The 25,976-nt window shown below is 60.4% G+C and carries 27 protein-coding genes; 13 read left to right on the top strand and 14 right to left on the bottom strand.

Features of this window, described 5'->3' with window-relative positions; genetic code table 11:
- Positions 1–99: 99 nt before the first annotated feature.
- From ACLEXF_RS14005 to ACLEXF_RS13985, 5 genes are read right to left on the bottom strand one after another with little or no spacing between them, the layout of a single operon-like run.
- On the bottom strand, positions 100–795 hold the full coding sequence (locus ACLEXF_RS14005; protein ID WP_004204908.1) for an ABC transporter ATP-binding protein: 696 nt from the start codon (positions 793–795) through the stop codon (positions 100–102).
- The gene (locus ACLEXF_RS14000; RefSeq protein WP_017900983.1) at positions 788–1,570 is read right to left on the bottom strand and encodes an ABC transporter ATP-binding protein; all 783 of its coding nucleotides are present in this window, start codon (positions 1,568–1,570) and stop codon (positions 788–790) included. Before ACLEXF_RS14000 ends, ACLEXF_RS14005 begins: the two co-directional genes overlap by 8 nt.
- Positions 1,557–2,606 carry a branched-chain amino acid ABC transporter permease gene (locus ACLEXF_RS13995; RefSeq protein WP_002890127.1) on the bottom strand — a complete coding sequence of 350 codons (1,050 nt, stop codon included), beginning with the start codon at positions 2,604–2,606 and terminating at the stop codon, positions 1,557–1,559. Before ACLEXF_RS13995 ends, ACLEXF_RS14000 begins: the two co-directional genes overlap by 14 nt.
- Positions 2,606–3,505 (bottom strand): branched-chain amino acid ABC transporter permease, encoded by a 900-nt coding sequence (locus ACLEXF_RS13990; protein WP_002890128.1) that lies wholly within the window; start codon positions 3,503–3,505, stop codon positions 2,606–2,608. The genes ACLEXF_RS13995 and ACLEXF_RS13990 overlap by 1 nt, the downstream gene beginning before the upstream one ends.
- Before the next feature lie 19 nt (positions 3,506–3,524).
- A complete protein-coding gene (locus ACLEXF_RS13985; RefSeq protein ID WP_004147267.1) occupies positions 3,525–4,631 on the bottom strand; it encodes an ABC transporter substrate-binding protein in 1,107 nt (368 codons plus the stop codon).
- Between ACLEXF_RS13985 and ACLEXF_RS13980 the strand changes: the two genes are divergently transcribed.
- Entirely contained in the window at positions 4,624–4,767 is a 144-nt protein-coding gene (locus ACLEXF_RS13980; protein ID WP_032426080.1) for a hypothetical protein, read from the top strand. The two genes, ACLEXF_RS13985 and ACLEXF_RS13980, sit on opposite strands and share 8 nt — an antisense overlap.
- Before the next feature lie 426 nt (positions 4,768–5,193).
- On the opposite strand, the gene eutC is transcribed toward ACLEXF_RS13980, so the two are convergent.
- The 3 genes from eutC to eat are packed head-to-tail and all read right to left on the bottom strand — an operon-like array spanning position 5,194 to position 8,744.
- A complete protein-coding gene (gene eutC / locus ACLEXF_RS13975; RefSeq protein WP_004204903.1) occupies positions 5,194–5,970 on the bottom strand; it encodes an ethanolamine ammonia-lyase subunit EutC in 777 nt (258 codons plus the stop codon).
- Positions 5,967–7,355, bottom strand: coding sequence for an ethanolamine ammonia-lyase subunit EutB (locus tag ACLEXF_RS13970; RefSeq protein ID WP_042939284.1), 1,389 nt, complete (start codon positions 7,353–7,355; stop codon positions 5,967–5,969). Before ACLEXF_RS13970 ends, eutC begins: the two co-directional genes overlap by 4 nt.
- Before the next feature lie 9 nt (positions 7,356–7,364).
- Positions 7,365–8,744: an ethanolamine permease gene (eat, locus tag ACLEXF_RS13965; protein ID WP_004204901.1), complete on the bottom strand. Its 1,380-nt coding sequence runs from the start codon at positions 8,742–8,744 to the stop codon at positions 7,365–7,367.
- Between the two features lie 62 nt (positions 8,745–8,806).
- Between eat and ACLEXF_RS13960 the strand changes: the two genes are divergently transcribed.
- From ACLEXF_RS13960 to tauD, 7 genes are all read left to right on the top strand, one after another.
- Complete coding sequence (locus ACLEXF_RS13960) at positions 8,807–8,935, top strand: hypothetical protein (RefSeq protein WP_161992934.1); 129 nt, start codon at positions 8,807–8,809, stop codon at positions 8,933–8,935.
- Positions 8,936–9,017: 82 nt separating this feature from the next.
- Positions 9,018–10,427 (top strand): S-methylmethionine permease, encoded by a 1,410-nt coding sequence (mmuP, locus tag ACLEXF_RS13955; protein WP_004204899.1) that lies wholly within the window; start codon positions 9,018–9,020, stop codon positions 10,425–10,427.
- On the top strand, positions 10,414–11,346 hold the full coding sequence (gene mmuM / locus ACLEXF_RS13950) for a homocysteine S-methyltransferase (protein WP_094311715.1): 933 nt from the start codon (positions 10,414–10,416) through the stop codon (positions 11,344–11,346). The genes mmuP and mmuM overlap by 14 nt, the downstream gene beginning before the upstream one ends.
- A 240-nt stretch (positions 11,347–11,586) precedes the next feature.
- The gene (tauA, locus tag ACLEXF_RS13945; RefSeq protein WP_004204897.1) at positions 11,587–12,549 is read left to right on the top strand and encodes a taurine ABC transporter substrate-binding protein; all 963 of its coding nucleotides are present in this window, start codon (positions 11,587–11,589) and stop codon (positions 12,547–12,549) included.
- Between the two features lie 11 nt (positions 12,550–12,560).
- Positions 12,561–13,328 carry a taurine ABC transporter ATP-binding subunit gene (gene tauB, locus ACLEXF_RS13940; protein ID WP_004178719.1) on the top strand — a complete coding sequence of 256 codons (768 nt, stop codon included), beginning with the start codon at positions 12,561–12,563 and terminating at the stop codon, positions 13,326–13,328.
- Positions 13,325–14,152, top strand: coding sequence for a taurine ABC transporter permease TauC (gene tauC / locus ACLEXF_RS13935; RefSeq protein WP_004144603.1), 828 nt, complete (start codon positions 13,325–13,327; stop codon positions 14,150–14,152). Before tauB ends, tauC begins: the two co-directional genes overlap by 4 nt.
- Positions 14,149–15,000, top strand: a complete 852-nt coding sequence (tauD, locus tag ACLEXF_RS13930) for a taurine dioxygenase (protein ID WP_017898949.1) — start codon at positions 14,149–14,151, stop codon at positions 14,998–15,000. Before tauC ends, tauD begins: the two co-directional genes overlap by 4 nt.
- A 70-nt stretch (positions 15,001–15,070) precedes the next feature.
- On the opposite strand, the gene ACLEXF_RS13925 is transcribed toward tauD, so the two are convergent.
- The 4 genes from ACLEXF_RS13925 to ampH all read right to left on the bottom strand — a co-directional run bounded on the left by ACLEXF_RS13925 (position 15,071) and on the right by ampH (position 19,954).
- Entirely contained in the window at positions 15,071–16,786 is a 1,716-nt protein-coding gene (locus ACLEXF_RS13925) for a lysophospholipid acyltransferase family protein (RefSeq protein WP_032455618.1), read from the bottom strand.
- A 178-nt stretch (positions 16,787–16,964) separates the two neighbouring features.
- Positions 16,965–17,456, bottom strand: coding sequence for an REP-associated tyrosine transposase (locus ACLEXF_RS13920; RefSeq protein ID WP_160124628.1), 492 nt, complete (start codon positions 17,454–17,456; stop codon positions 16,965–16,967).
- A 256-nt stretch (positions 17,457–17,712) separates the two neighbouring features.
- Positions 17,713–18,687: a porphobilinogen synthase gene (gene hemB, locus ACLEXF_RS13915; protein WP_004204887.1), complete on the bottom strand. Its 975-nt coding sequence runs from the start codon at positions 18,685–18,687 to the stop codon at positions 17,713–17,715.
- A gap of 106 nt (positions 18,688–18,793) precedes the next feature.
- Positions 18,794–19,954: a D-alanyl-D-alanine-carboxypeptidase/endopeptidase AmpH gene (ampH, locus tag ACLEXF_RS13910; RefSeq protein ID WP_407259916.1), complete on the bottom strand. Its 1,161-nt coding sequence runs from the start codon at positions 19,952–19,954 to the stop codon at positions 18,794–18,796.
- 219 nt (positions 19,955–20,173) lie between these two features.
- Here ampH and ACLEXF_RS13905 point away from each other — a divergent pair, with 219 nt between their 5' ends.
- The 3 genes from ACLEXF_RS13905 to ACLEXF_RS13895 all read left to right on the top strand — a co-directional run bounded on the left by ACLEXF_RS13905 (position 20,174) and on the right by ACLEXF_RS13895 (position 23,149).
- Positions 20,174–20,686, top strand: a complete 513-nt coding sequence (locus ACLEXF_RS13905; RefSeq protein ID WP_072096510.1) for an isochorismatase family protein — start codon at positions 20,174–20,176, stop codon at positions 20,684–20,686.
- Positions 20,687–20,803: 117 nt separating this feature from the next.
- Positions 20,804–22,024: a peptide antibiotic transporter SbmA gene (gene sbmA / locus ACLEXF_RS13900; RefSeq protein ID WP_004204884.1), complete on the top strand. Its 1,221-nt coding sequence runs from the start codon at positions 20,804–20,806 to the stop codon at positions 22,022–22,024.
- Positions 22,025–22,042: 18 nt separating this feature from the next.
- The gene (locus tag ACLEXF_RS13895) at positions 22,043–23,149 is read left to right on the top strand and encodes a DUF1615 domain-containing protein (protein WP_017898945.1); all 1,107 of its coding nucleotides are present in this window, start codon (positions 22,043–22,045) and stop codon (positions 23,147–23,149) included.
- On the opposite strand, the gene ACLEXF_RS13890 is transcribed toward ACLEXF_RS13895, so the two are convergent.
- Complete coding sequence (locus ACLEXF_RS13890; protein ID WP_017898944.1) at positions 23,146–23,448, bottom strand: YaiY family protein; 303 nt, start codon at positions 23,446–23,448, stop codon at positions 23,146–23,148. The two genes, ACLEXF_RS13895 and ACLEXF_RS13890, sit on opposite strands and share 4 nt — an antisense overlap.
- A 252-nt stretch (positions 23,449–23,700) precedes the next feature.
- On the opposite strand from ACLEXF_RS13890, the gene ACLEXF_RS13885 reads away from it, so the two are divergent.
- On the top strand, positions 23,701–23,904 hold the full coding sequence (locus tag ACLEXF_RS13885; RefSeq protein WP_004204881.1) for a DUF2754 family protein: 204 nt from the start codon (positions 23,701–23,703) through the stop codon (positions 23,902–23,904).
- Positions 23,905–23,936: 32 nt separating this feature from the next.
- On the opposite strand, the gene ddlA is transcribed toward ACLEXF_RS13885, so the two are convergent.
- The gene (gene ddlA / locus ACLEXF_RS13880) at positions 23,937–25,034 is read right to left on the bottom strand and encodes a D-alanine--D-alanine ligase (protein ID WP_004204880.1); all 1,098 of its coding nucleotides are present in this window, start codon (positions 25,032–25,034) and stop codon (positions 23,937–23,939) included.
- Between the two features lie 99 nt (positions 25,035–25,133).
- Between ddlA and ACLEXF_RS13875 the strand changes: the two genes are divergently transcribed.
- Entirely contained in the window at positions 25,134–25,817 is a 684-nt protein-coding gene (locus tag ACLEXF_RS13875) for an extensin family protein (protein ID WP_407259915.1), read from the top strand.
- Positions 25,818–25,976 lie beyond the last annotated feature (159 nt).

The raw sequence follows: 25,976 nt of genomic DNA, 5'->3' as shown, positions 1-25,976 counted from the left end.
AAGCCTACTGGAACGAGGTGTGCTTTGTGTAGCAAGAGACTGCCTGAGGTTGCGGCCTCGCAGGAGGCGCCGCCGCAGCCCAGGCAGTTTTGACCATGACTATCCCCCCAGATACATCCGCTTAATTTCCGGATTAGTCAGCATCTCCCGCGCCGCGCCTGACAAGGTGATCCGGCCATTCTCCAGGACATACGCCCGATCGGCGATCGCCAGCGCGGCCGTCGCATTCTGCTCCACCAGCAGCACCGTCATATTCTCTTCGCGCAGTTGCTTAATGATGCCGAACAGCTCGCCGACAATTTTCGGCGCCAGTCCGAGGCTCGGTTCATCCAGCATCAATAACACCGGCTCGCTCATCAGCGCCCGGGCGATGGCCAGCATCTGCTGCTCGCCGCCGCTCATGGTGCCAGCCATCTGATGGCGCCGCTCCTTGAGCCGTGGAAAGAGGGCGTACATGCGATCGCGCAGGCGGGTGTAGCCGGCGAGATTATTGTAAGCGCCCATGCGCAGGTTCTCTTCGATGGTCAGGTTGGTAAAGACCCGGCGTCCCTCCGGCACCAGCGCAAGCCCGCGGCGCACGATCTGGTGGGTCTGGCTGCGCGAGATATCGTCGTTAAGGAAGCTGACGCGCCCGCTGGAGCGCACCAGGTTGACGATCCCGTTCAGGGTGGAGGTTTTACCGGCGCCATTGCTACCGATCAGGGTGACGATCTCCCGGTCATAGACGTCGATATCGACGCCCTTCAGCCCCTGGATCACGCCGTAAAAAACCTTCAGTTCCCGGGCGTTAAGCATAATTGGCTTCTCCCAGATAAGCGGAAATGACGTCCGGATGCTGGATCGCCTCGGCCATCAGGCCGCTGAACAATGGCTTACCATACTCCAGGACCATCACCCGTTCGCACAGGCGGTTGACGAAGGGCATATCGTGCTCGATTAACAGGACGCTGAGCTGATAGTCATGGCGCATGCGGAAGATCAGCTCCGCCAGATCCTCGGTCTCCTTTGGGTTCATCCCGGCAGCCGGCTCATCGAGCAGCAGCAGCTTCGGCGCGGTGGCCAGCGCGCGGGCGATCTCCACTTTGCGCTGGTTGCCATAGCTCAGGTTCGTGGCCTGCATATGGGCGAAGTGGGCGATGCCGATATCCTCCAGAATGGCCATCGCTTTGGCCTTCGCCGCCCGCTCGGCCGGAAAGTAGCGGCCAATGTGCAGGGCCGCCTCCAGCAACGAATAGCGGCTGGCCCGGTCGAGCCCGACCATCACATTCTCCAGCACCGTCATAGAGTTAAACAGCCGGATATTCTGGAAGGTGCGAGCGATCCCGGCGTTCACCACCTGGTTGGGCTTCAGCCCCTTCAGCGAGGCGCCCGCGAGGGTGACGCTGCCGCTGGTGGGCTTATAGTTGGCGGTGATGACGTTAAACAGGGTGGTCTTACCCGCGCCGTTCGGGCCGATAAGGCCAAAGATCTCCGCCTCGTCAACATGGAAGCTGACGTTGTCGATGGCCCGCAGGCCGCCAAACTGCATGGTGACGTCCTGCACCTGCAGGATGATTTTATTTTCCGCCATAGCCGCCGCTCCTTCTTCCGGTCTGCCAAATCTCTTTTTTCCCCAGCAGCCCTTCGCGGGCGAAGAGCATGATAATCAGCAGCAGCAGGGAGAAGACCACCATTCTCAGGCCCGGATAGGCGCCGAGATCGTGACCGAAGAACTGCAGCGGCTGGTCGAGAAAGCGCAGCCACTCGCCGCTGCCGACCACCAGCACGGTGCCGAGCAGGGCGCCGGTGGTGCTGCCGAGTCCGCCGAGGACGATAATAATCAGCAGCTGGAAGGTGAGCATAAAGTCGAACAGCCCCGGGGAGATGGTGGTCAGCAGGGAAGCCAGCAGACCGCCGCCGATCCCTTCGAAGAAGGCGCTGGTGGCGAAGGCGCAGGTTTTAATGCGGAAGGTGTTGACCCCCATGGCGATCGCCGCATCTTCGTCGTCGCGAATAGCTTTCATCATCCGACCATACTTCGACCACACCAGCTGAAGGATCATGCCGGTGGCCAGCAGGGCGAACAGCCCGCACCAGAACAGAAGATGCGGCTGCTGCGGAATATCGTTCAGCCCGATGGCGCCGTTGGTGATTTGCGGGTTGTTAATGGCGAGGATCTTGATGATAAACCCGAAGCCGAGGGTGACGATGGCCAGGTAGTCGCCGCGCACCCGGAAGACCGGCACGGCGAGGCACACCGCCAGTGCCGCCGCGCACAGGCCGCTTATCAGCAGGGCGGGGAGGAAACCCGCGTGCAGGCTGAGGATCCACGGGCTGGGGGCGGCCATTTCAAACATGTCTACCTTGCTGTCGCTGGAGAGGATCAGCAGGGCGGTGACGTAGGCGCCCACCGCCACGAAGCCGTTCGGCTCCAGCGACAGCTGGCCGGTCACGCCGTTGATCAGGTTGTAGCTGACCGCGAGGATCATAAAGATAAAAATGGTGCTGATGACGCGAACAATGTAGTCATTGAAAACCACGTTGATTCCGGCCAGCAGCGCGATACAGATGACAATAATGGCCAGGTTGCGCAGCTGCGCCCCGGCGGTCGTCGTCGCGTTGAGCATCAGAAACGGCTCCTTTCCAGACGTTCGTCGCCCATAATGCCGACCGGGCGGAACAAGAGGACCAGAATCAAGAACAGGAAGGCGAAAGCATCTTTATAGCCGCCCAGTTCGGGGAAGATCGCCACCGCGACCACTTCGGTAAAACCGAGGATAAAGCCGCCCAGCACCGCGCCGGTGACGCTGCCGATCCCGCCCAGCACGGCGGCGGCAAAGGCCTTCAGGCCGATAAGCACGCCCATCAGGGGATCGATCGTCGGGTAGCTGATGGAGTAGAACACGCCGCCGAGCGCCGCGAGGCTACTGCCGAGGGCGAAGACCAGGGAGATGATCCGGTTGGCGTCAATGCCCATCAGGCGCACGGTGTTGACGTCAAAGGCCACCGCGCGGATCGCCATCCCATAGCGGGTGCGGTACAGCAGCCAGAGGATCGCCAGCAGCAGCAGGACGGTGATCAGCGGCACAATCCACGCCACGTTGGTAATGATGACGCTGCCAAAGGCCCGGGTCTGGTTGAAAAAGTCCGGGGCGGAGAAGAAGCGCGAGCTGCCGCCGAACAGCACGTTAAACAGGTTTTCGAGGAAGAAGCTGACGCCGATGGCGGTGATCAGCATGGAGATTTTCGAGGCCTGACGCAGCGGACGATAGGCGACCCGGTCAATCAGCATACCAAACAGGCCGCACAGCCCGAGGGTCAGGAAAACGGCTACCCCGAAGGGTAGCCCAACCGAAGAAAATAAAAACAGCGTACTAAACGCGCCGACCATCATCACGTCCGCATGGGCGAAGTTGATCAGCCGCAGCACGCCATAAACCATCGTATAACCGATGGCAATCAGGGCGTACATGCCCCCAAGACTCATTCCATTGACCACTTGCTGGAGAAAAATGGCGCCGTCCATTTTGTAGCCTCGTCACAACTTAAGGGTTAACCACGGTACGAAACGCCAGCTTGCCATCTTTCACTTCGTTGATGACCGCGCTGCGAATGGCATCGCCGTTCTGTAAGGTCAGCGTGCCGGTCACGCCCTGGAAATCTTTGGTGGCGCGGATTTTTTCATTTACGCAGACCCGATCGTGGGGATCGCTGCACTGGTTCATGGCGTTGACGATGACGTTATAGGCATCCGCCGCCATTGCGCCCCAGGTATGGGTCGGCTGCTGGTATTTGGCTTCCCAGGCTTTGATGAAGGTTTCCCCCGCCGGGGTCTGCTCTTTGGCGTTCGGCGAGTAATAATCGGTGGTCATATAGCCGTTGACCGCGTCTTTACCGACATCGAAGAAGACCTGATCCGCGGCCAGTCCATCGCCGCCCACCACCGGTTTGTTGAGCCCCAGCTGTTTAGACTGCACGGCAATCAGCGCCCCTTCGGTGTAGTAGATCGGCATATAAATCATGTCGACATTCTTCGCCTTGACGCTCGCCAGCTGGGCTTTAAAGTCCTTGCTGCCGCCCGGGGCCTGGACCTCGATGGGAATGGTGCCGCCGTTTTTCAGGAACTGGGTGCGGAACGCTTTCGCCAGGCCGACGGAGTAATCGTTGCTGCTGTCAAACACGATGGCGGCGGTTTTGGCTTTCAGATCGCGGGAGGCCAGATTGGCCCCGACCACCCCCTGGAAGCTGTCCGAGAAGCAGACCCGGCTGACGTAGGGATGGTTGCGGGTGACGCGGTCGTTGGTGGCGGTGGAGGAGACCAGCGGCGTTTTGCTGTCATCGGCGATCTTGGTCATCGCCAGGGTGTTGGAGGAGGTGACTTCCCCGATAACGGCATCCACTTTATCGCTGGAGACCAGGCGCTGCATGGCGTTGGCCGCTTCGACTTTGTCGCTTTTATCATCGATGACGATAAGCTTGATGGTATCGCCATTTTTTAACGTCGGGGTGATGGCCTGAATAATGTCCAGACCTTTCTGCGACGGCTGGCCATAGCCGCTGAGGGCGCCGCTCAGGGGTAATACCACCCCGATTTTAATTTCCGCTGCCTGCGCGCTGCTGGCGCCGACCAGCGCGGCAACCAGCGTGGCCATTAAAGACGCTTTCCCGGAAAACGATTTCATGGGTATTTCTCCGTCGGTCGATTATTTATCTTTAACCATCAATGACTGCATAACATTGAGGAATAATGCGCCAGCTTATCCGGCGAATTATTGGCTGTTATGTTGAATAGATAACGAGATATATACCCTAAATAATTCGAGTCGCATGAAGGCGGCAAGTGAGCGAGTCCCCAGGCGCTTACAGAAGTAAGTGACTGACAGCCAACGCACATGCAACTTGAAGTATGACGGGTATTTTTAATGCGCTGAATTACCTTACAACGTCCGTTTCGTTTTTACTCATGCAATATTCTTATTACCTGCAGGCAAGGGCATAAGGCTGGCGACCACACGGTTTTTGATACGGTGAACGCATTTTGCCGGGTGGCGACAGGCGCCTTCCCCGGCCTGAAAACAGGCAATATACCGGTTAAACGGTTTTCGTCGGCCCGCGCAAGCGAAGCGCCGCCGGGAAATTTCAGCGTGCACCCGAATATAATATTCAGGCGCGCCCGGTAATATTAACAATGTATTCTGCTGCTCACGTGACTTATTATTTTAAAGGGGGCAATGGTTTTATTTTCCCATGCAGCGCCGGATTATCGCTTTCATCTTTCAGGCGCACTCCGGTAAGCCGTCGTAAAAAAGCCTGCTCCAGCAGCCAGGCCAGTTTAAAGGCGGCGGCGTCATGGCTCAGCCCTTCCGGGCGAATATTGGAGATACAGTTGCGCTCCGACTCCAGCCGCTGCCGATGCGGCTGCCAGGTGAGGTAGACGCCGAGGCTGTCCGGTGAGGAGAGACCCGGTCGTTCGCCAATCAGGATCGCCACCGCGCGGGCTTTCAGGGTTTCGCCAATATCATCCCCCAGCGCCACCCGTGACTGATGGGCCAGCACCACCGGCGCCAGGCCGATACCCAGCGTCTGCAGGTAGGGCAGCAGGGCGCGGATCAACGGCACCGCCTGGCGCTCTACCGCCCATGAAGAGAGGCCGTCGCCGATCACCAGCAGCAGGTCGGCGGGGCGGACGCCGCTGGCGGCGAGGTCGGCGCGGCTTTCGTCGGCAAGCTGCCTTCCGAGATCCGGACGCCGCAGATAGGTGTGACGGTCCGGCGCGGCGCTGTGCACCGTCAGAGCGTCGAGGCCGAGCGCCGCCAGCGGCGCCACCAGCTGCTGGCTGGCGAACGGCTGATGAATAGCATCCCGCGCTCTGGCGTGGGCCAGACCAAAGTTGAGGACTTCGCGGGTCGGCAGGCTGGCGCCGCTGCGCCCCAGGGCAATCCGCGCATCGGTAAATTCACGCAGCGGGTTCCAGGCGTCGGGACGGTTCATACGGAGGCTCCTTGCGGCAGGACGGACAACAGTGGATGACGGGCGTCGGTGAGCCGCAGCGCGCCGTGCGGATCGATAATCTGCATCTTCGCCAGCCAGTCGGCGAACTCCGGGGCATGCTTTAAGCCCAGCAGACGACGGGCGTACAGCGCGTCATGGAACGAGGTGCTCTGGTAATTGAGCATGATATCGTCCGCTCCGGGCACGCCGATCAGGAAGGTGAGCCCGGCGGCGCACAGCAGGGTCAGCAGGGTGTCCATATCATCCTGATCCGCTTCCGCGTGGTTGGTATAGCAGACGTCGCAGCCGATCGGCAGGCCCATCAGCTTGCCGCAGAAGTGATCTTCCAGCCCGGCGCGAATAATCTGCTTGCCGTCGTAGAGATACTCCGGACCGATAAAGCCGACCACCGTATTGACCAGCAGCGGTTCAAAGTGGCGGGCGACGGCGTAGGCCCGCGCCTCGCAGGTCTGTTGGTCGACGCCGTGGTGGGCGTTGGCCGACAGGCAGCTCCCCTGCCCGGTCTCAAAATACATCACATTGTTGCCGAGGGTACCGCGACCGAGGCTGAGGGCCGCTTCGCGGGCCTCCTGCAGCATGGCAAGATTGATGCCGAAGCCGCTGTTGGCCGCTTCGGTTCCCGCCACCGACTGAAACACCAGATCCACCGGCGCGCCGCGCTCAATCAGCTGCAGCGTATTGGTGACGTGGGTCAAAATGCAGGACTGGGTGGGAATGGCGAAGCGCTGGATAATATCGTCCAGCATCACGTTCAACTGCGCCAGCACCGGTAAGCTGTCGCTGGCCGGGTTGATGCCGATCACCGCGTCCCCGGCGCCGTACAGCAGCCCGTCGAGCATACTGGCGGCAATGCCTTTCAGGTCATCGGTGGGATGGTTGGGCTGCAGGCGCACGCTGAGGTGGCCGGGCAGGCCGATGGTGTTGCGAAAGCGCGTCACCACCTGACATTTGCTGGCGGCGAGGATCAGATCCTGATTGCGCATCAGCTTGCTTACCGCCGCCGCCATCTCCGGGGTGATAGCGCGGGCGACCCGCTGCAGCGTGGCGGTATCGGTGGCATCGTCCAGCAGCCAGTCGCGGAAATCGCCGACCGTCAGGTGACGCAGGGCGGCAAAGCCCTGCGCATCGTGGGTGTCGAGGATCAGGCGGGTCACTTCGTCCTGCTCGTAAGGGATAAGCGGATTGTCGAGGATGTCGGTCAGCGGCACCTCGGCGAGGGTCATTTTCGCCGCCATCCGCTCTTCGGCTGAGTGGGCGATAACCCCCGCCAGGGCGTCGCCGGAGCGAGCCGGCGACGCTTTCGCCATCAGCGTTTTCAGACTATCAAAGCGCCATACCTGGCCCGATAGCGTGGTTTTATACATGCCGCCTCCTCAGGAGACCGTTCGCAGTTGAGGATCCACTGGCGCCCGTTCACGGGCCGCTGCGGTTTTGCGAAACCACAGGTAGCCGCCGAGCATCATCGCCGCGAAAATCAGCGCCAGCAGCAGGTTATACCAAACCATCGCCACCAGGCAGAGCAGCGCCATGCCGAGGGCAAAGGCCGGCGCCAGCGGGTAGAGCGGCGCGCGGAACGGACGGATCAGCTTCGGCTCGCTACGGCGCAGTTTGAACAGCGCCGCCATGGAAGTGATATACATAACAATAGCCCCAAATACCGACATGGTGACGATGCAGGCGGTCAGCGGCATGCCGCTGATGGTGATCAGCGAGTCGGAGAAGATCGCGGCGATGCCCACCACGCCCCCGGCAAGGATCGCCAGATGCGGAGTGCGGGTGCGGCGATTGAGGGTGGCCAGACCGGCGGGCAGATAGCCGGCGCGGGCGAGGGAGTAGATCTGCCGCGAGTAGCCCATAATGATGCCGTGGAAGGAGGCGACGAGGCCAAACAGCCCCAGCCACACCAGCATATGCAGCCAGCCGCTGCCGTTGCCCACGACCGTCTTCATCGCCTGGGGCAGCGGATCGTTAATATTGGACAGCGCGCGCCAGTCGCCGACGCCGCCGGCGAAGACCATCACCCCAATCGCCAGCACCGTCAGCGTCAGAATGCCGCCGCCCAGGGCGCGGGGAATGGTGCGCTGCGGATCTTTGGCCTCTTCGGCGGCCATGGAAGCCCCCTCAATGGCGAGGAAGAACCAGATAGCGAACGGAATGGCGGCGAACATACCCGGCAGCGCCAGGCCGCTAAAGCTTTCCGCGCCCGCCCAGCCGTTAGTGGTGAAATGGCTCCAGGAGAAGCCGGGGGCGACTACGCCCATAAACACCAGCAGCTCGAAGATGGCCAGCAGGGTGACGATCAGCTCGAAGGTGGCGGCGATGCCGACGCCGAGGATATTGAGCGTCATAAAGATCACGTAGGCGCCGCAGGCGACCCATTTCGGATCCAGCGCCGGAAACTGCACGTTGAGGTAGGCGCCGATGGCCATGGCGATGGCCGGCGGGGCGAAGACGAATTCAATCAGAGTGGCAAAACCGGCGATAAAGCCGCCGGTGGGCCCGAAGGCGCGGTAGGCATAGGCGAAAGGGCCGCCAGCGTGCGGGATGGCGGTGGTCAGCTCGGTAAAGCTGAAAATAAAGGCGCAGTACATGGCGGCGACCGCGAGGGCGACGACCATAAACCCCATCGTGCCCGCCTGCGACCAGCCGTAGCTCCAGCCGAAGTACTCCCCGGATATCACCAGTCCGACGGCGATCCCCCATAAACGAAAACTGCCGAGCGTTCTTTTTAAGGTGGTGGTGTGCTCTGTCATACGTGTTGCCTCGCCAGATAGAAAGGTTCTGAACGACAGGCTGCAAAGAGAGTGCCAGAACGTTGTCCGTCGCGATGAGGCGCCAGTTCGGGGAGCGCCCGTCGGCGCTGCGCAAAAATGGGGCAGGCTGCACGCTGTCGGCGCGCGACCTGGTGCAGCGGCTTTGCTTTTTCAGCGGCGGCACGGTATAACACTTCTTCTTTTGGATGTTTAGATGTCTATACGTTTATACGCATCATGACCCGGGCAAGCGGGCTGGCGTGAGAAAATAAAATGCAAAGCACAACACAACAACAAGGTGGGCAACTGAAGCGCACCATGAAAACGCGCCATCTGATCATGCTGTCGCTCGGCGGCGTGATTGGCACCGGCCTGTTCTTTAATACCGGCTATATCATCTCCACCACCGGCGCGGCCGGGACGCTGCTGGCGTATCTGATTGGCGCCCTGGTGGTCTGGCTGGTGATGCAGTGCCTCGGCGAACTGTCGGTAGCGATGCCGGAGACCGGCGCTTTCCACGTTTACGCGGCGCGTTACCTTGGCCCGGCGACGGGCTATACCGTGGCGTGGCTCTACTGGCTGACGTGGACGGTGGCGCTGGGTTCGAGCTTTACCGCCGCTGGCTTCTGTATGCAGTACTGGTTCCCGCAGGTGCCGGTCTGGATCTGGTGCGTGGTGTTCTGCGCGGTGATCTTCGGCCTTAACATCATTTCGACCCGCTTCTTCGCCGAAGGCGAGTTCTGGTTCTCGCTGGTGAAAGTGATCACCATCATCGCGTTTATTATTCTCGGCGGCGCGGCCATTTTCGGCATCATTCCGATGCAGGATGGCTCCCCGGCGCCGGGCCTGCGCAATATCACCGCCGAAGGCTGGTTCCCGCACGGCGGCCTGCCGATCCTGATGACCATGGTGGCGGTGAACTTCGCCTTCTCCGGGACGGAGCTTATCGGCATTGCCGCCGGGGAGACGGAAAACCCGCATAAGGTTATTCCGGTCGCCATCCGCACCACCATCGCCCGGCTGATTATTTTCTTTATCGGCACCGTATTTGTGCTGGCGGCGCTGATCCCGATGCAGCAGGCGGGGGTGGAGAAAAGCCCCTTCGTGCTGGTGTTTGAAAAGGTGGGTATCCCTTACGCGGCGGATATTTTCAACTTCGTGATCCTGACGGCGATCCTCTCGGCGGCCAACTCCGGCCTGTACGCTTCCGGGCGGATGCTCTGGTCGCTGTCGAACGAGAAGACGCTGCCGGCCTGCTTTGCCAAAGTCAATAAACGGGGCGTGCCGGTGACCGCGCTGTCGGTGAGTATGCTGGGCGGCGTGCTGGCGCTGTTCTCCAGCGTGGTGGCGCCCGACACGGTGTTTGTGGCGCTGTCGGCGATCTCCGGTTTTGCGGTGGTGGCGGTGTGGTTGAGCATCTGCGCCTCGCACTTTATGTTCCGCCGCCGCCATCTGCAGCAGGGTAAGGCGCTGAGCGACCTGCAATATCGCGCCCCCTGGTATCCAGTGGTGCCGATTCTGGGCTTTGTGCTGTGCCTGGTGGCCTGCGTGGGCCTTGCTTTTGACCCGAGCCAGAGAATTGCGCTGTGGTGCGGGATCCCCTTTGTGGCCCTGTGCTATGGTGCCTGGTATCTTACTCGTTCACGGAAAATGACTCAGGAGCCCCAACATGTCGCAGACTAATCCGTTTACCGCCCTGCTTGCCGCCCAGCCTTTCGTGCTGCTGGACGGCGCTATGGCCACCGAGCTGGAGGCACGCGGCTGCGATCTGGCTGACAGCCTGTGGTCGGCGAAAGTGCTGCTGGAGAACCCGCAGCTGATCCGCGATGTGCATCTCGACTACTTTCGCGCCGGGGCGCAGGTGGCGATCACCGCCAGCTATCAGGCCACCCCGGCGGGGTTTGCCGCACGCGGGCTGGATGACGCGCAGTCCCGGGCGCTGATCGGCAAAAGCGTCGAGCTGGCGCGCAAAGCGCGCGAGGCGTACCTCGCCGAGAACCCGCAGGCCGGCACGCTGCTGGTCGCCGGTTCGGTGGGGCCGTATGGCGCGTTTCTTGCCGACGGCTCGGAGTATCGCGGCGATTATCAGCGCAGCGCGGCAGAGTTCCAGGTCTTCCACCGCCCGCGCGTCGAAGCGCTGCTGGATGCGGGCGCCGACCTGCTGGCCTGTGAAACCCTGCCGTCATTCGCCGAGATCCAGGCCCTGGCGGCCCTGCTGCAGGAGTATCCCCGCGCTCGCGCCTGGTACTCCTTCACGCTGCGCGACGCCGAACATCTCAGCGACGGCACGCCGCTGCGCGAGGTGATGGCCGCCCTGGCGGATAACCCGCAGGTGGTGGCGGTGGGGATCAACTGTATCGCGCTGGAAAATACGCCCGCGGCGCTGGCGCATTTGCACAGCCTGACGGCGCTGCCGCTGGTGGTCTATCCTAACTCCGGCGAGCATTATGATGCGGTGAGCAAGACCTGGCATCATCATGGCGAAGCCTGCGCCAGCCTGGCGGATTATCTGCCGCAGTGGCTGGCGGCCGGGGCGAAGCTGATCGGCGGCTGCTGCCGCACCACGCCGAAGGATATTGCTGAGCTTAACGCGAAGCGCTGAGTTTTTTGCCGGGTGGCGCTGCGCTTGCCCGGCCTACACCTTGCGCGATCCGTAGGGCGGGCAAGGCGCAGCCGCCACCCGGCGCCAACCATCTGCCACCAACCAATCGCTCAAAATCAACTATCCTTTCCCGCTTTTGTTCTAAAAACGATTCGCTATTAGCCAGAATTTTTAATTACTTCATCTCCATCCTGATGCCGGAAATACTGCACCTATAACAACTCAGGGGAAGCAGACATTATGGCATTCACATCGCGAATTACTCTACTGGCGGCGCTGGCCGTCGCCGCCTTCCAGGCGCAGGCGGTCAACGTGACCGTGGCGTATCAAACCTCCGCTGAGCCGGCGAAAGTCGCCCAGGCGGACAACACCTTCGCCAAAACCAGCGGGGCGACCGTCGACTGGCGGAAATTTGACAGCGGCGCCAGCGTGGTGCGCGCTCTGGCCTCCGGCGATGTGCAGATCGGCAATATCGGCTCCAGCCCGCTGGCGGTGGCCGCCAGCCAGCAGGTGCCGATTGAAGTGTTCCTGCTCGCTTCAAAGCTCGGCAACTCCGAAGCGCTGGTGGTGAAGAAAAGCATCACCAAACCGGAAGATCTGATCGGCAAGCGCATCGCCGTGCCGTTTATCTCCACCACCCACTATAGCCTGCTGTCGGCGCTCAAACACTGGGGCATCAAGCCGGGCCAGGTGCAGATTATTAACCTGCAGCCGCCGGCGATTATCGCCGCCTGGCAGCGCGGGGATATCGATGGCGCTTACGTCTGGGCGCCAGCGGTTAATGAACTGGAAAAAGAGGGCAAGGTGCTGACCGATTCCGCGCAGGTTGGGGAGTGGGGCGCGCCGACCCTCGACGTCTGGGTGGTCCGTAAGGACTTCGCCGAGCAGCATCCGGAGATTGTCAAAGCGTTCGCTAAAAGCGCCATCGACGCCCAGCAGCCCTACATCGCCAACCCGGAGGCATGGCTGAAACAGCCGGACAACATCAGCAAGCTGGCGCGCCTGAGCGGGGTGCCGGAAGCCGATGTCCCGGGGCTGGTGAAGGGCAATACCTATCTCACCGCCGCTGAGCAGGCGCAGGCGCTGAACGGGCCGGTCAATCAGGCCATCGTGGATACCGCGCGCTTCCTGAAAGAGCAGGGCAAAGTGCCTGCGGCGGGAACCGATTATCGTCAGTACGTGACTGACCGCTTTGTGAAGTAAAGGAGGCGGCGATGCTGCAAATCTCGCATCTTTCCGCCGACTACGGCGGTAAACCGGCGCTGGCGGATATCAACCTGACGCTGGAGAGTGGGGAGCTGTTGGTGGTGCTGGGGCCTTCGGGCTGCGGTAAAACTACCCTGCTGAACCTGATTGCCGGATTCGTGCCCTATCAGCACGGCAGCATCACTCTCGAAGGTCAGCGGGTGACCGGGCCGGGCGCAGAGCGCGGCGTGGTCTTCCAGAACGAAGGTCTGCTGCCGTGGCGCAATGTGCAGGATAACGTGGCGCTGGGTCTGCAGCTGGCGGGCGTGGATAAAGCGCAGCGCCGGCAAGCGGCGGCGCAGATGCTGAAGAAGGTGGGTCTCGAAGGGGCGGAAAAACGCTTTATCTGGCAGCTGTCCGGCGGTCAACGCCAGCGGGTGGGCATCGCCCGGGCGCTGGCGGCGAATCCGCAGCTGTTGCTGCTGGATGAGCCCTTCGGCGCGCTTGACGCTTTTACCCGCGAGCAGATGCAGACATTGCTGCTGAAACTGTGGCATGAGACCGGCAAACAGGTGCTGCTGATCACTCATGACATTGAAGAGGCCATCTTTATGGCCACCGAGCTGGTGCTGCTGTCGCCGGGGCCGGGACGGGTGGTGGAGCGGCTGCCGCTAGATTTCAGCCGTCGCTTTGTCGCGGGCGAATCCTGCCGCAGCATCAAATCCGACCCGCGCTTTATTGAACAGCGGGAATACATTCTGAGCCGGGTGTTTGACCAACGGGAGGCTTTCTCATGAGCGTGGTACTGAACGACAAACCGCGTCAGTCGACGCTGAAATGGCGCTGGCCGCTCTCCCGTCAGCTTACCCTCAGCGTGGCGACCCTGGCGGTGCTGCTGGCCGTCTGGTGGGCGGTCGCGGCGCTGCAGCTGATTAGCCCGCTGTTTCTGCCGCCGCCGGGACAGGTGTTGCAGAAGCTTATCACCATCGCCGGGCCGCAGGGCTTTATGGATGCGACGCTCTGGCAGCACCTGGCGGCGAGCCTGACGCGGATCGTTATCGCGCTGCTGGCGGCGGTGCTGATCGGCGTACCGGTGGGGATCGCCATGGGGCTCAACTCAACGGTGCGCGGGATCCTCGATCCGCTGATCGAGCTTTATCGTCCGGTGCCGCCGCTGGCCTACTTACCGCTGATGGTGATCTGGTTTGGCATTGGTGAAACGTCAAAGATCCTGCTGATCTACCTGGCGATTTTCGCCCCGGTAGCGATGTCGGCGCTGGCGGGGGTGAAAAGCGCGCAGCAGGTGCGGATTCGCGCCGCCCGTTCGCTGGGCGCCAGCCGGGCGCAGGTGCTGTGGCTGGTGATCCTGCCCGGCGCGCTGCCGGAGATCCTCACCGGGCTGCGCATTGGTCTCGGGGTGGGCTGGTCAACGCTGGTAGCCGCTGAGCTGATCGCCGCCACCCGTGGGTTAGGGTTTATGGTGCAGTCCGCCGGCGAGTTTCTCGCCACCGATGTGGTGCTGGCGGGGATCGCAGTCATTGCCATTATCGCCTTTTTACTGGAACTGGGGCTGCGCGCGCTGCAGCGCCGCCTGACGCCCTGGCATGGAGAAGTACAATGAGTGAACGTCTGAGCATTACCCCGCTGGGGCCGTATATTGGCGCGCTGGTGACCGGGGCGGATTTAACCCGTCCGCTGAGCGACAACCAGTTTGAGCAGCTGTATCACGCGGTGCTGCGTCATCAGGTGGTATTCCTGCGCGAACAGAATATCACCCCGGCGCAACAGCGCGACCTGGCGCTGCGGTTTGGCGACCTGCATATTCATCCGGTCTACCCTCACGCCCCTGGCGTGGAAGAGATTATCGTCCTCGATACCCACAACGATAATCCGCCGGATAATGACAACTGGCATACCGATGTCACCTTTATCGACACGCCGCCCGCCGGCGCCATTCTGGCGGCGAAAGAGCTGCCGGCGACCGGCGGGGATACTCTGTGGACCAGCGGCATTGCCGCCTGGGAAGCGCTGTCAGAACCCTTCCGGCAGCTGCTGAGCGGCCTGCATGCGGAACACGATTTCCGTAAATCGTTCCAGGAGTATAAGTACAACCACACGGAAGCCGAGCATCGGCGCTGGCAGGAGGCGGTGGCGAAGCATCCACCCCTGCTGCACCCGGTGGTGCGTACCCACCCGGTGACCGGCAAGCAGGCGCTGTTCGTTAATGAAGGCTTTACCACGCGGATTGTCGACGTGACCGAGAAAGAGAGCGCGGCGCTGCTGAGCTTCCTGTTTGCCCATATCACCAAACCGGAGTTTCAGGTGCGCTGGCGCTGGCAGCCGAACGATGTCGCTATCTGGGATAACCGGGTGACGCAGCATTACGCCAACGCCGACTATCTGCCGCAGCGGCGCATTATGCACCGGGCGACGATCCTCGGCGATAAGCCGTATTTCCGGGCGTCGTAGCCGCGGTTAATGTTGCCTGCAGAACTACCCCTGCCATCCGCCACCCTGGCCGGATGGCAGGATAAACCGGCTATCCGGCCTGCAAAGCTAAATGCGCGCCAATATAGCGCTGATAGCGGTTCGCTTTCAGATAGGTCAAATCCACCAGCACCAGACCATCCACGCAGTTATTGAAATCCGGATCGCTGCCGAAATCGATAAACTGCACGCCGCCCGGCTCGCACACTTCCGAGTACTGCTTATACAGCGGCGGGATCGCGCAGCCGAGGTTGCCGAGCAGGGACTTCAGCCGGGCCAGGTCGTCGTTGTAATCCTCCCCGCCAAACTGCGCCAGCACGTCGGGCAGCGAGGCCGGATAAGGGCGACGGGACTCCGCCAGCGGGTGCGTGGCCGGGAACCACAGCCGGTAGAACGCCACCAGCAGATCGCGAGCGGCGGGCGGCAGCCCACCAGAAATCGATACCGGGCCAAACAGATAGCGATAGTGCGGGTAGCGCGCCAGATAAGCGCCGATGCCGGACCACAGGTAGTCCAGCCCGCGTCGACCCCAGTAGCGCGGCTGGATAAAGCTGCGCCCCAGCTCAATGCCGTGCTGCAGGATGTCGTCCATTCGCCCGTCGTAGTGGAACAGACTGGAGCTGTAGATCCCCTCCAGGCCGCGCTTTGCCAGCTGGATGGCCGTCGGCATAAAGCGGTAAGCGCCGACGATCTCGAGGTCTTCTTCATCCCACAGGATCAGATGCAAATAGTCGTCGTCATACCCGTCGATATCCCGCCGTTTGCCGCTGCCTTCGCCAACCGCGCGGAAGGCGATTTCCCGCAGGCGTCCCAGCTCGCGCAGCAGCGGCGCCTCCTCCTGACCGTTGCGCTGCCAGAGGTAAATCACTTTGCCATCGGCGGTGCGGCCCAGGCATTCGGCCTTGTGCAGTTCGCGTTTGAGCCGCGCCCGATCTTCCGGGCGGGCGATGGCGCTTTCAGTTTTGAACTGCCCAGGCAGCCCTTTGCGCAGCTGTTCAAGGTGCTGATAGCAGCGGCCGGTAAGTTCGCGAGCGCTGGACTGGGCATCGAACCAGCTCGACCAGGGGATCTGCTGGCCGATACGCACCGGCAAGCTGCTGTTGCGCCGGCGAAACATCTGCTGCATCAGCAGGAGCAGCGGCAGGTTGTCGGAGACCAGGGTGCTGGCGTAAAACAGGGCGCTGTTGTGGGCATGAATCCACGCCGGCAGCAGCGGGGCGCGATATTTCGCCGCCAGCTTAATAAAGCCCGAGTGCCATTTTTTATCGCGAATGCCGCGACGGGTAAGGCGAGAGACTTCCCCCGCCGGGAAGAAAATCAGTACCCCACCGGCCTGTAGCTGCTGGTCCATCTGCTGCAGCGCCGTTTTAGCGGTGCGGCCATGAATATTATCCACCGGGATAAACAGCGAGCTCAGGGGCTCAAGGTGGGTGAGCATGCGGTTGGTGACCACTTTGACGTCGCGTCGCACGCGGGATACCGCATACAGGAGCGCCAGGCCGTCGAGGGTGCCGGTGGGGTGGTTGGCGATAATGACCAGCGGGCCATATTCGGGGATTTGTTCGAGATCGTGCGCCGGGATGGCGCAGCGGATATTGAGGTATTCCAGCACCTGTTCGACCGTATCAAGCCCCTTCAGGTGGCGGTGACGGTCGGCAAATTGTTGAAACTCTTCCTCATAAAATAGCTTTTTTAACAGTTTCTTTTGCCAGGGGGCGGGCCTCGCCTGAGGCCACAGGTCATCGAGTACGTTGTCGAGACTAAACATAGTGGCTCCTCCTCCGTCCTGCCCAGACAGTAGAAGGTAGAGATGTCGTTCAGATTACAGTTGGGTGAAGATTCGGTCGCAGCAAGCGAGGTTTCCCGGATAGCGGCTAACGCCTCATCCGGGCTACGGTTGGCGCCGATTTGTAGCCCCGGTAAGCGTCAGCGCCACCGGGGAGAGGCTATCGGCGTTCACCGCAGCTAAGATCAAAGCTATCGCCAGCCCAATTTGGGGGATATAGCCCGCGCTGGACATCGCGATGAAAGGTTGAAAATGGCCAATCGATCACTCGGGTGACCCAGCCATGCTTAAGTGGATTGATATGGATGTAATCAACGTGTCGGCGGTAATCATCTTCATCGCGTTTGGCATGCTCCCAAAAGCGAGGTTGCCAGAGGGGGTGTCGTTTTAACGTTCTGGTAAAACAGCCTTTGATATCTCTCCAGCGTGAAGAAAAATCGTCATCATTATGAGGTAGTGTCCAGATGCAATGCAGATGTTCAGGCAACACCACCCAGGCATCAATAATAAAGGGGCGATGTTGTTTAACTACGGCGACAGAGTAGCGCAATAATTCTATGTTTTCAGTTAGGTGCATGCTTCTACGGTCTTTAAGGTTAACGGTGAAGAACCAGGTTCCCCCTTTAATGTAATAACGTCGATAAGCCACCACAGGATCTCCTGGAATTCGGTATTTATGATGTGGTTTAACACGTTAGAAGGCGAAATCCGGTACGCCAAGAAGAACGCGCAGAAGATGGAAAGCGGCGTGCAAAATTTTAGCTACAGATATTGTTTAGCGCCTGTCCCCGGATAGCGGCGCAAGCGCCTTATCCGGGCTACGGTGTGGTGGTCGCGATAAATACAGCGCACCGGAGATGAGGTTTGGTAGCCCCGGTAAGCGTCAGCGCCACCGGGGAGAGGGAGGCTTAACGGAGGATGTTTTTCTCGGCCAGGTCGAGGGCGAAATAGCTGAAGATCAGATCGGCGCCCGCGCGTTTGATAGCGCCGAGGCTTTCCAGAACCACTTTCTCTTCATCGATAGCGCCCGCCTGGGCGGCGAATTTGATCATCGCGTACTCCCCGCTGACCTGGTACGCGCCGAGCGGCAGATCGCTGCGTTCGCGGATATCGCGCAGAATATCCAGGTAGGCGCCCGCCGGTTTCACCATCAGGCAGTCGGCGCCCTGGGCTTCATCGAGCAGCGACTCGCGAATAGCTTCCCGGCGGTTCATCGGGCTCATCTGATAGGTTTTACGATCGCCCTTCAGCGCGGTACCGGCCGCTTCGCGGAACGGGCCGTAGAAGGAAGAGGCGAACTTGGTCGAATAGGACATGATCGCCGTATTGGTGAAGCCTGCTGCGTCCAGCGAGCGGCGAATCGCCTGCACCTGACCATCCATCGCGGCGGAAGGGGCGATGAAATCCGCGCCGGCGGCGGCAGCGACAACGGCCTGTTTGCCGAGGTTTTCCAGGGTCGCGTCGTTATCCACCCCGTGGTCGCACAGCACGCCACAGTGGCCGTGGGAGGTGTATTCGCAGAAGCAGGTATCGGACATGACGATCATCTCCGGCACCGTGGACTTACAGATCCGCGACATACGCGCCACCAGACCATTTTCATTCCAGGTATCGCTGCCGGTGGCATCGGTGTGATGAGAAATACCAAAGGTCATCACCGAGCGAATGCCGGCATTGGCGATGCGTTCGATCTCGCGCGCCAGATATTTTTCCGGAATGCGCATCACCCCGGGCATGGCCTCGATCGCTTTGTAATCATCAATTTCTTCTTCAACAAAGATCGGCAACACCAGGTCGTTCAAACTCAGTGTTGTCTCTTCAAACAGGGCGCGCAGCGCAGCGGATTGACGCAGGCGGCGGGGGCGAGTGATTAAATCTGTCATGGTTTGCCTGATTTTGTGAAATGAAAGAGGGTAGTGTAACTGAAATGGCATCAGGATGTTTCGCCAAAACGATCGTTATGTCGCATCGGCGAAACCTCCCCCGGGCTTACTGACTGGCCGTCTGCATGTTGGGCTGCATGCCGCTCAGCTCGCTGACCAGATCGTTGATGCCATCGCTCATATTGTTGAAACGGGTTAACGGCGAGCGGGTCACCACCACAAAAGCGCCGACGTTAGCCTGCGGATTCATCGCCATATAGGTGATAAACCCGCCGCCGCCGCCGGTTTTCTGAATAATCCCCGGATGGCCATTCTTCGGCTTCATATACACCCAGCCAAGCCCCAGCGCGTCGGCGCGGCCAGGCACGTCCATACCGATCACCCGAGTCAGCTGGTTACGCTGATAAATCAGCGTCTGCATCCGGTCGGCCTGCTGGCTGCGGGTATAGAAATCGGATGACAGGAACTGCTGCATCCAGCGCATCATATCCCCCGGCGTCGAGTAGACGCCGCCGCTGCCGATCGCCGCCAGGGTGTTGTTACACGGGCTGGCGCCTTTCTCCGGGATCATCAGCCGCTGGCACTGATCCGGCGATGGGGTAAAAGTAGTGTCCTTCATCCCCAGCGGCCGGGTGATCTGCTCTTCAAACAGCTGCGGATAAGGTTTGCCGGCGGCGGTGGAGAGCGCGTCCGCCAGTAAATCGAAGGCCAGGTTGGAGTAGGCCGCTTGCGAGCCGGGCGCGGTCTTCAGGGTGGCGGTTGAGAGCCAGTTCCAGCGCTGCTGGCGGGTTGGCCAGACAAACACCGGACGATGAGCGGCGCCGCCAGGCTGTTCGCGCGGCAGGGCGCTGGTATGGGTCGCGAGATTCACCAGAGTGATTGGTTTTCCCTGCCAGTCAGGCACTCGGGCGCCCGGCGGAGCGTATTTGCTCAGCGGATCGTTGAGTTTCACCACCCTCTGGTCGAGCAGCTTCACCAGCATCTCGCTGGTCATCAGTTTGCTGAGGGAGGCGATACGGATCACCGAGTCGAGCTGCGGGTGCTGATTATTCCCCGGGCGGGTTTCGCCAAAGCTGCGAAACACACGCTGATTGCCATCGATCACCACCAGCGCCATGCCGGTGGCGCCGCTGCCGTAGTAGATATGATTGGCGTAACGATCGACCACATCCGAGGCGAAAACCGGGTCAACGGTAGGCTGTGCGGCCTGCACCGAGGTCCACGACGCCGCGCACAGCGCAGCAAAAATGAGCAAACTACGTTTCAACGGAGATCATCCATTAAATAAATAAAAAAGAAGAGGGTATTTATACTACGAAGTGGCGCAGAACAAAGCGGGATTCACGACATTCCTGCAGGAAAAAGGTAACGGTGCGTAAAAAAGACTTTTTTACGCTTTCGGATACCGGCTTTTTTCGCCGGCGCGTATGATGACCGTTTGGCTGAAGGTTTGCGGGAGAAAACAATGGCGGCTCAACGGGTAGTGATGGTCGTGGATATGCAAAACGGCGTGTTCGCCACGCCGCGTCTGGCGCGCGAGCGCTGCGTCGCGCAAATTAATCGTCTGGTGCGCGCGGCGGATAAAGTGATTTTTATTCAGCATGATGAGGCCGGCGGCCTCGAAGCCGGCAGCGAAGGCTTCGCCCTGCTCCCTGAGCTGGAACAGCCGGCCGGCGCGCTGTATGTCACCAAAACCGCCTGCGACGCCTTCTACCACACCTCGCTGGAGCAGGTGCTGCGGGAACACGACATTCAGCAGTTCGTCATCTGCGGTTGCGCCACCGACTACTGCCTCGACACCACCATTAAAAACGGCGCCAGCCGCGGGTACGGCATTGTTATCGCGGAAGATGCCCACACCACCGCCAACCGCCCCGCCGCGCAGGCCGCGACGCTGATCGCCCACTACAATGAGGTGTGGCGTACGCTGACCGTTCCTGGCAATCCTTTACAGGTGAAACCCACAGAAACAATTCTGCACGCCTGGCAGCAGAACTAAGCTGTTGATATCCGGTCTTATCATCCGTCTGCCCCGCGAGAGCGCTTTCACGCGGCGGCCGACGTATGCGTCGTATACAGCAATAGCAGAACGATAAGAAGTTAGCAGGAGACAATGATGTTTAAATCTTTTTTCCCCAAACCGGGGCCGTTTTTTATTTCTGCCTTTATCTGGTCGCTGCTGGCGGTGATCTTTTGGCAGGCGGGCGGCGGCGACTGGCTGCTGCGGGTCACCGGGGCATCGAAGGATGTGGCGATCAGCGCGGCGCGCTTCTGGTCGCTCAACTATCTGGTGTTCTACGCTTACTATCTGTTTTGCGTCGGCGTGTTTGCGCTGTTCTGGTTTGTCTACTGCCCGCATCGCTGGCAGTACTGGTCGATTCTCGGCACGTCGCTCATCATCTTCGTCACCTGGTTTCTGGTGGAAGTGGGGGTGGCGATCAACGCCTGGTATGCGCCGTTCTATGATCTGATCCAGAGCGCGCTGGCCACCCCGCATAAGGTCAGTATCAACCAGTTTTATCATGAGATCGGCATCTTTCTCGGCATCGCGCTCATCGCGGTGATCATCGGCGTGATGAACAACTTTTTCGTCAGCCACTACGTCTTCCGCTGGCGCACGGCGATGAACGAACACTACATGGCCCACTGGCAGCATCTGCGCCATATCGAAGGCGCCGCGCAGCGTGTGCAGGAAGATACCATGCGCTTTGCCTCCACCCTGGAAGATATGGGCGTGAGCTTTATCAACGCGGTGATGACCCTGATCGCCTTCCTGCCGGTGCTGGTGACGCTCTCCGAACACGTTCCCGACCTGCCCATCGTCGGTCACTTGCCGTATGGCCTGGTGATTGCCGCGATCGTCTGGTCGCTGATGGGGACCGGCCTGCTGGCGGTGGTGGGGATTAAGCTGCCGGGTCTGGAATTTAAAAACCAGCGCGTGGAAGCGGCCTATCGTAAAGAGCTGGTCTACGGCGAGGACGATGAAACCCGCGCCACGCCGCCGACGGTGCGTGAGCTGTTCAGCGCGGTGCGTCGCAACTATTTCCGTCTCTATTTTCACTATATGTACTTCAATATCGCCCGCATTCTTTATCTGCAGGTGGATAACGTTTTCGGCCTTTTCCTGCTGTTTCCGTCGATCGTTGCCGGTACGATTACCCTTGGGCTGATGACGCAAATTACCAACGTTTTTGGCCAGGTGCGCGGTTCGTTCCAGTACCTGATCAGCTCGTGGACGACGCTGGTGGAACTGATGTCCATCTACAAACGTCTGCGCAGCTTTGAGCGCGAACTGGACGGCAAGCCGCTGCAGGAAGCGATCCCGACATTACGTTAATCAAGACAAGGAAGCAGGATGGCCGCACGTTTATCGCGCATTATACCCGGTTCATTGACGCTGCTGGCGGCCGTGGTGCTCAGCGCCTGTACCAGCCAGCAGGCGCCGGTGCTGAAAGAGGGCGAGAAGCCCGTTGACGTGGCGTCGGTGGTGCGGCAGAAAATGCCCGCCAGCGTCAAGGATCGGGAGGCCTGGGCGCAAGCCATCGCCACCGCCTTTGACAGCCAGAAGCTGGCGCCGACGGAAGAGAACGTCTGCTCGGTGCTGGCGGTCGCGCAGCAGGAGTCCAATTATCAGTCCGATCCGGTGGTGCCGGGGCTGAATAAAATCGCCTGGCAGGAGATCGACCGCCGGGCGGAAAAAATGCACATTCCGCTGTTTCTGGTCCATACCGCGCTGAAGATCACCTCGCCAAACGGCAAAAGCTACAGCGACCGTCTGGACAACGTGAAGACGGAAAAGCAGCTGAGCGCTATTTTTGATGACTTTATCGGGATGGTGCCGATGGGGCAGAAGCTGTTCGGCTCCCTGAACCCGGTGCACACCGGCGGCCCAATGCAGGTCAGCATCGCCTTTGCTGAGCAGCATACCTCCGGCTACCCGTGGAAAATGAACGGTACGGTGCGCCAGGAGGTCTTCAGCCTGCGCGGCGGCCTCTGGTTTGGTACCTATCATCTGCTGAACTACCCGGCCAGCTACAGCGTGCCGTTGTACCGTTTTGCCGACTTTAACGCCGGCTGGTATGCCAGCCGTAACGCCGCCTTCCAGAACGCGGTGGTGAAAGCCAGCGGGGTGAAACTGGCGCTCGACGGCGACCTTATCCGCTATGACAGCGATGAGCCGGGCAGCACCGAGCTGGCGGTACGTCGCCTGGCGGGCCAGCTGGGGATGAGCGACAGCGAGATCCACAGCCAGCTGAAAAAGGGCGACAGCCTGGCGTTTGAGAAGACCGACCTCTATCAACAGGTTTTCCGTCTCGCTGATAAAAAAGCGGGCAAAACCCTGCCGCGGGAGATGTTACCGGGGATCCAGCTTGAGAGTCCGAAAATCACCCGTAATCTGACGACGGCGTGGTTTGCGAAACGGGTCGATGAGCGGCGGGCAAGCTGTATGGCGCGGCGTTAACGGCGCCGACGCCAGCGTACAATGATCGCCAGCAGCCCGATGAACGCGCAGCCGACCAGGAAAGGGATCAGGCCAAAGAGGGTGCCAACGGCGAGACTGATGTCGACCTGCGGACGGCTGGCGTCCTGGGCCTGCATCAGGCGCTCAAACACCCCCGGGGCGTGGATCAGCATGCTGAGCATCTGCGCACCGGCCCAGCAGCAGATCAGCACGAACAGCCCGTAGGCGACATGGCTGCCGGTCAGCGCCCCTCTCTTTTTATTTCCCAAAAGCGATTTTGAAAAACTGAATTCAGCCATAGGCCCTCCCACCTCTGTACTGCTGGTTTTTTCTCCAGCTCTATGGCAGGTATTCTGGCAGTGCGACGCCGTCGCCAGTATCAGATTGCTGGTAATTGCCCTCCAGGAATAATCCTGTTTTCGCCGTTGTGTTAACCGCGCCACAGGAAGGGAAAAGGGAGACCGGCGTCGCAATCCAGCAACATTATCCATATCGCTACAGACCGCCGCGGGCGGCTATGCGAAGATGCGTTTTTTGCTGTTGGAGGCCGCATGAAGCTCACTGATAAAATTCGCCGCGACTGGCACTACTACGCGGTGGCGCTGGGGTTAATTTTTATTCTTAATGGCGTGGTGGGGCTGCTGGGGTTTGAGACGCAGGGCTGGCAATCCTACGCCGTCGGTCTGGTCACCTGGGTGATAAGCTTCTGGATTGCGGGCTTTGTGATCCGCCGCCGCCCGGCAGAGGAGGCCTGAGGCCGCCGCTGCCAGGCGGGGTAAAACGCGTTTTAGTTCATGGAGGTTTTCAGCGCCCGGTCCGCGGCATGGCGCTCCAGCGCCAGCTCAATCAGGCGGGTGATCAGACTGGTGTAATCGAGGCCGCTGGCCTGCCACAGCTTCGGATACATACTGATATTGGTGAAGCCCGGCAGGGTGTTGATCTCGTTGATCACCACCTCGTTGTCGGCGGTGAGGAAGACGTCGACGCGGGCCATGCCGCTGCAGCCCAGGGTCTGGTAAGCCTGCACCGCGATAGCGCGGATCTTGTCGTTGATCTCCGGGGCGATAGCGGCCGGGACCACCACCTTCGCGCCCTGGTCGTCGATATACTTGGTGTCGTAAGCGTAAAACTCGCTGTTGAGGACAATTTCACCGCAGGTGCTGGCCTGCGGATGGTCGTTACCCAGCACCGCACACTCAATTTCCCGCCCTTTAATACCTTGCTCCACCACCACTTTATGGTCAAATTCAAAGGCCAGGGCCACCGCCTGATGGTACTGCTCTTCGTTTTTAACTTTGCTGACGCCAACCGACGATCCCTGGTTGGCCGGCTTAACGAACAGCGGCAGGCCCAGCTTCGCTTCGACATCGGCAAAGCTGAACTGCGCGCGGTTGGCGCGGGTCAGGGTGATAAACGGCGCAACGGCGAGACCGGCGTCGCGCAGCAGGCGTTTGGTCACATCTTTGTCCATACAGGCCGCAGAGCCCAGCACATCGGATCCGACGAAAGGCAGATTGGCCATGCGCAGCATCCCCTGCAGGGAACCGTCTTCGCCCAGCGTGCCGTGGACGATGGGGAAAATTACATCGATGGCCGCCAGCGGCTGACCGCTTTCGGCGTTAATCAGTTGCTGCGCCTCGCGGCCCGGGATCTGCGCCAGGGTCACCGTTGAAGGGCGCAGGGCGATGCGGGCAGGATCCTGAGCGTTGAGCAGGTAGTTGCCGGCGTCGTTGATGTGCCATAGCCCCTGTTTATCAATCCCCAACAGAACCACATCGAAGCGTGATTTATCAATCGCTTCCACGATATTCTTCGCTGACTGCAGCGACACTTCATGCTCTGCCGACTTACCGCCAAAAACGATCCCAACCCTCATCTTTGCCATTTCAACTTCCATCCAGATTACATCAAAGGGCATAACATACCATGTGAAACCGCCGCCTGCCTGCCATAATATTTACCTGATCAATTGACGGGAGCGGGCGTGAGAGGAAAGACGCTGCTGGTGCTGGCCGGGCTGCTCGGCGCGGGCCTTGTGGGATATCGCTATCTGCCGCCACACCTGAATCCGCTGGCGCCGCTGGCCCTTGACGATCCCCCGGGCTGGCTGACGTCGTTCAAGCTGCGCAGCCTGACGGCCGACCAGTGCGCCTCCCTGCTGGCGGAGGCCAACCGCCGGCGGCTCATCGCCAGCCAGCCGGTGGCCGACAGCGAGGGCGCCTGCCCGCTGCGTAATGTGGTGCGGGTGGCTAATTTTGGCTCGGTGCAGTTGAGCAGTAGTTTCCTCGCCAGCTGCCCGCTGGCGCTCAGCAGCGCGCTGTACGTCGAGCAGCAGGCGAAGCCGCTAACCCGTCAGCTGATGGCCAGCGCTCTGCGCCAGATCGATCATCTCGGCAGCTTCGCCTGCCGCAATATCTACCATCGGGAACAGGCGCGGCGTAGTGAACACGCGACGGCGGATGCCCTTGATGTTAGCGGCTTCCGCCTGACGGACGGCAGACGCATCAGCGTCCTGCAGGGCTGGCGCAGCGATCGCTCTCACCCCTGGCTGGCGGCGCTGTTAAGCAACAGCTGCCCTTACTTCGGCAACGCCCTGGGGCCGGAATACAACGCGGCGCACGCCAACCATTTTCACTTTGGGATGCGCGGGCAGGGCTTCTGCTTTTGAGCATAAAGCCCTGTGAGCAGCCTGAATGACCAGAAAATGCTTCGTCAGCCTCTCATGCGCAGTCATAAAACACCAAACTCACCGCCAGCGCATCTATGGTAGTACACCAGTGCAATGAAATTGCTAAGCTAGGTAATAATTGGCAAATCATTAATGAAT

Source organism: Klebsiella pneumoniae complex sp. WS1778 (assembly GCF_049472055.1).
Classification (GTDB): Bacteria; Pseudomonadota; Gammaproteobacteria; order Enterobacterales; family Enterobacteriaceae; genus Klebsiella; species Klebsiella quasipneumoniae.
This window is presented reverse-complemented; position numbering and strand designations above follow the sequence as displayed.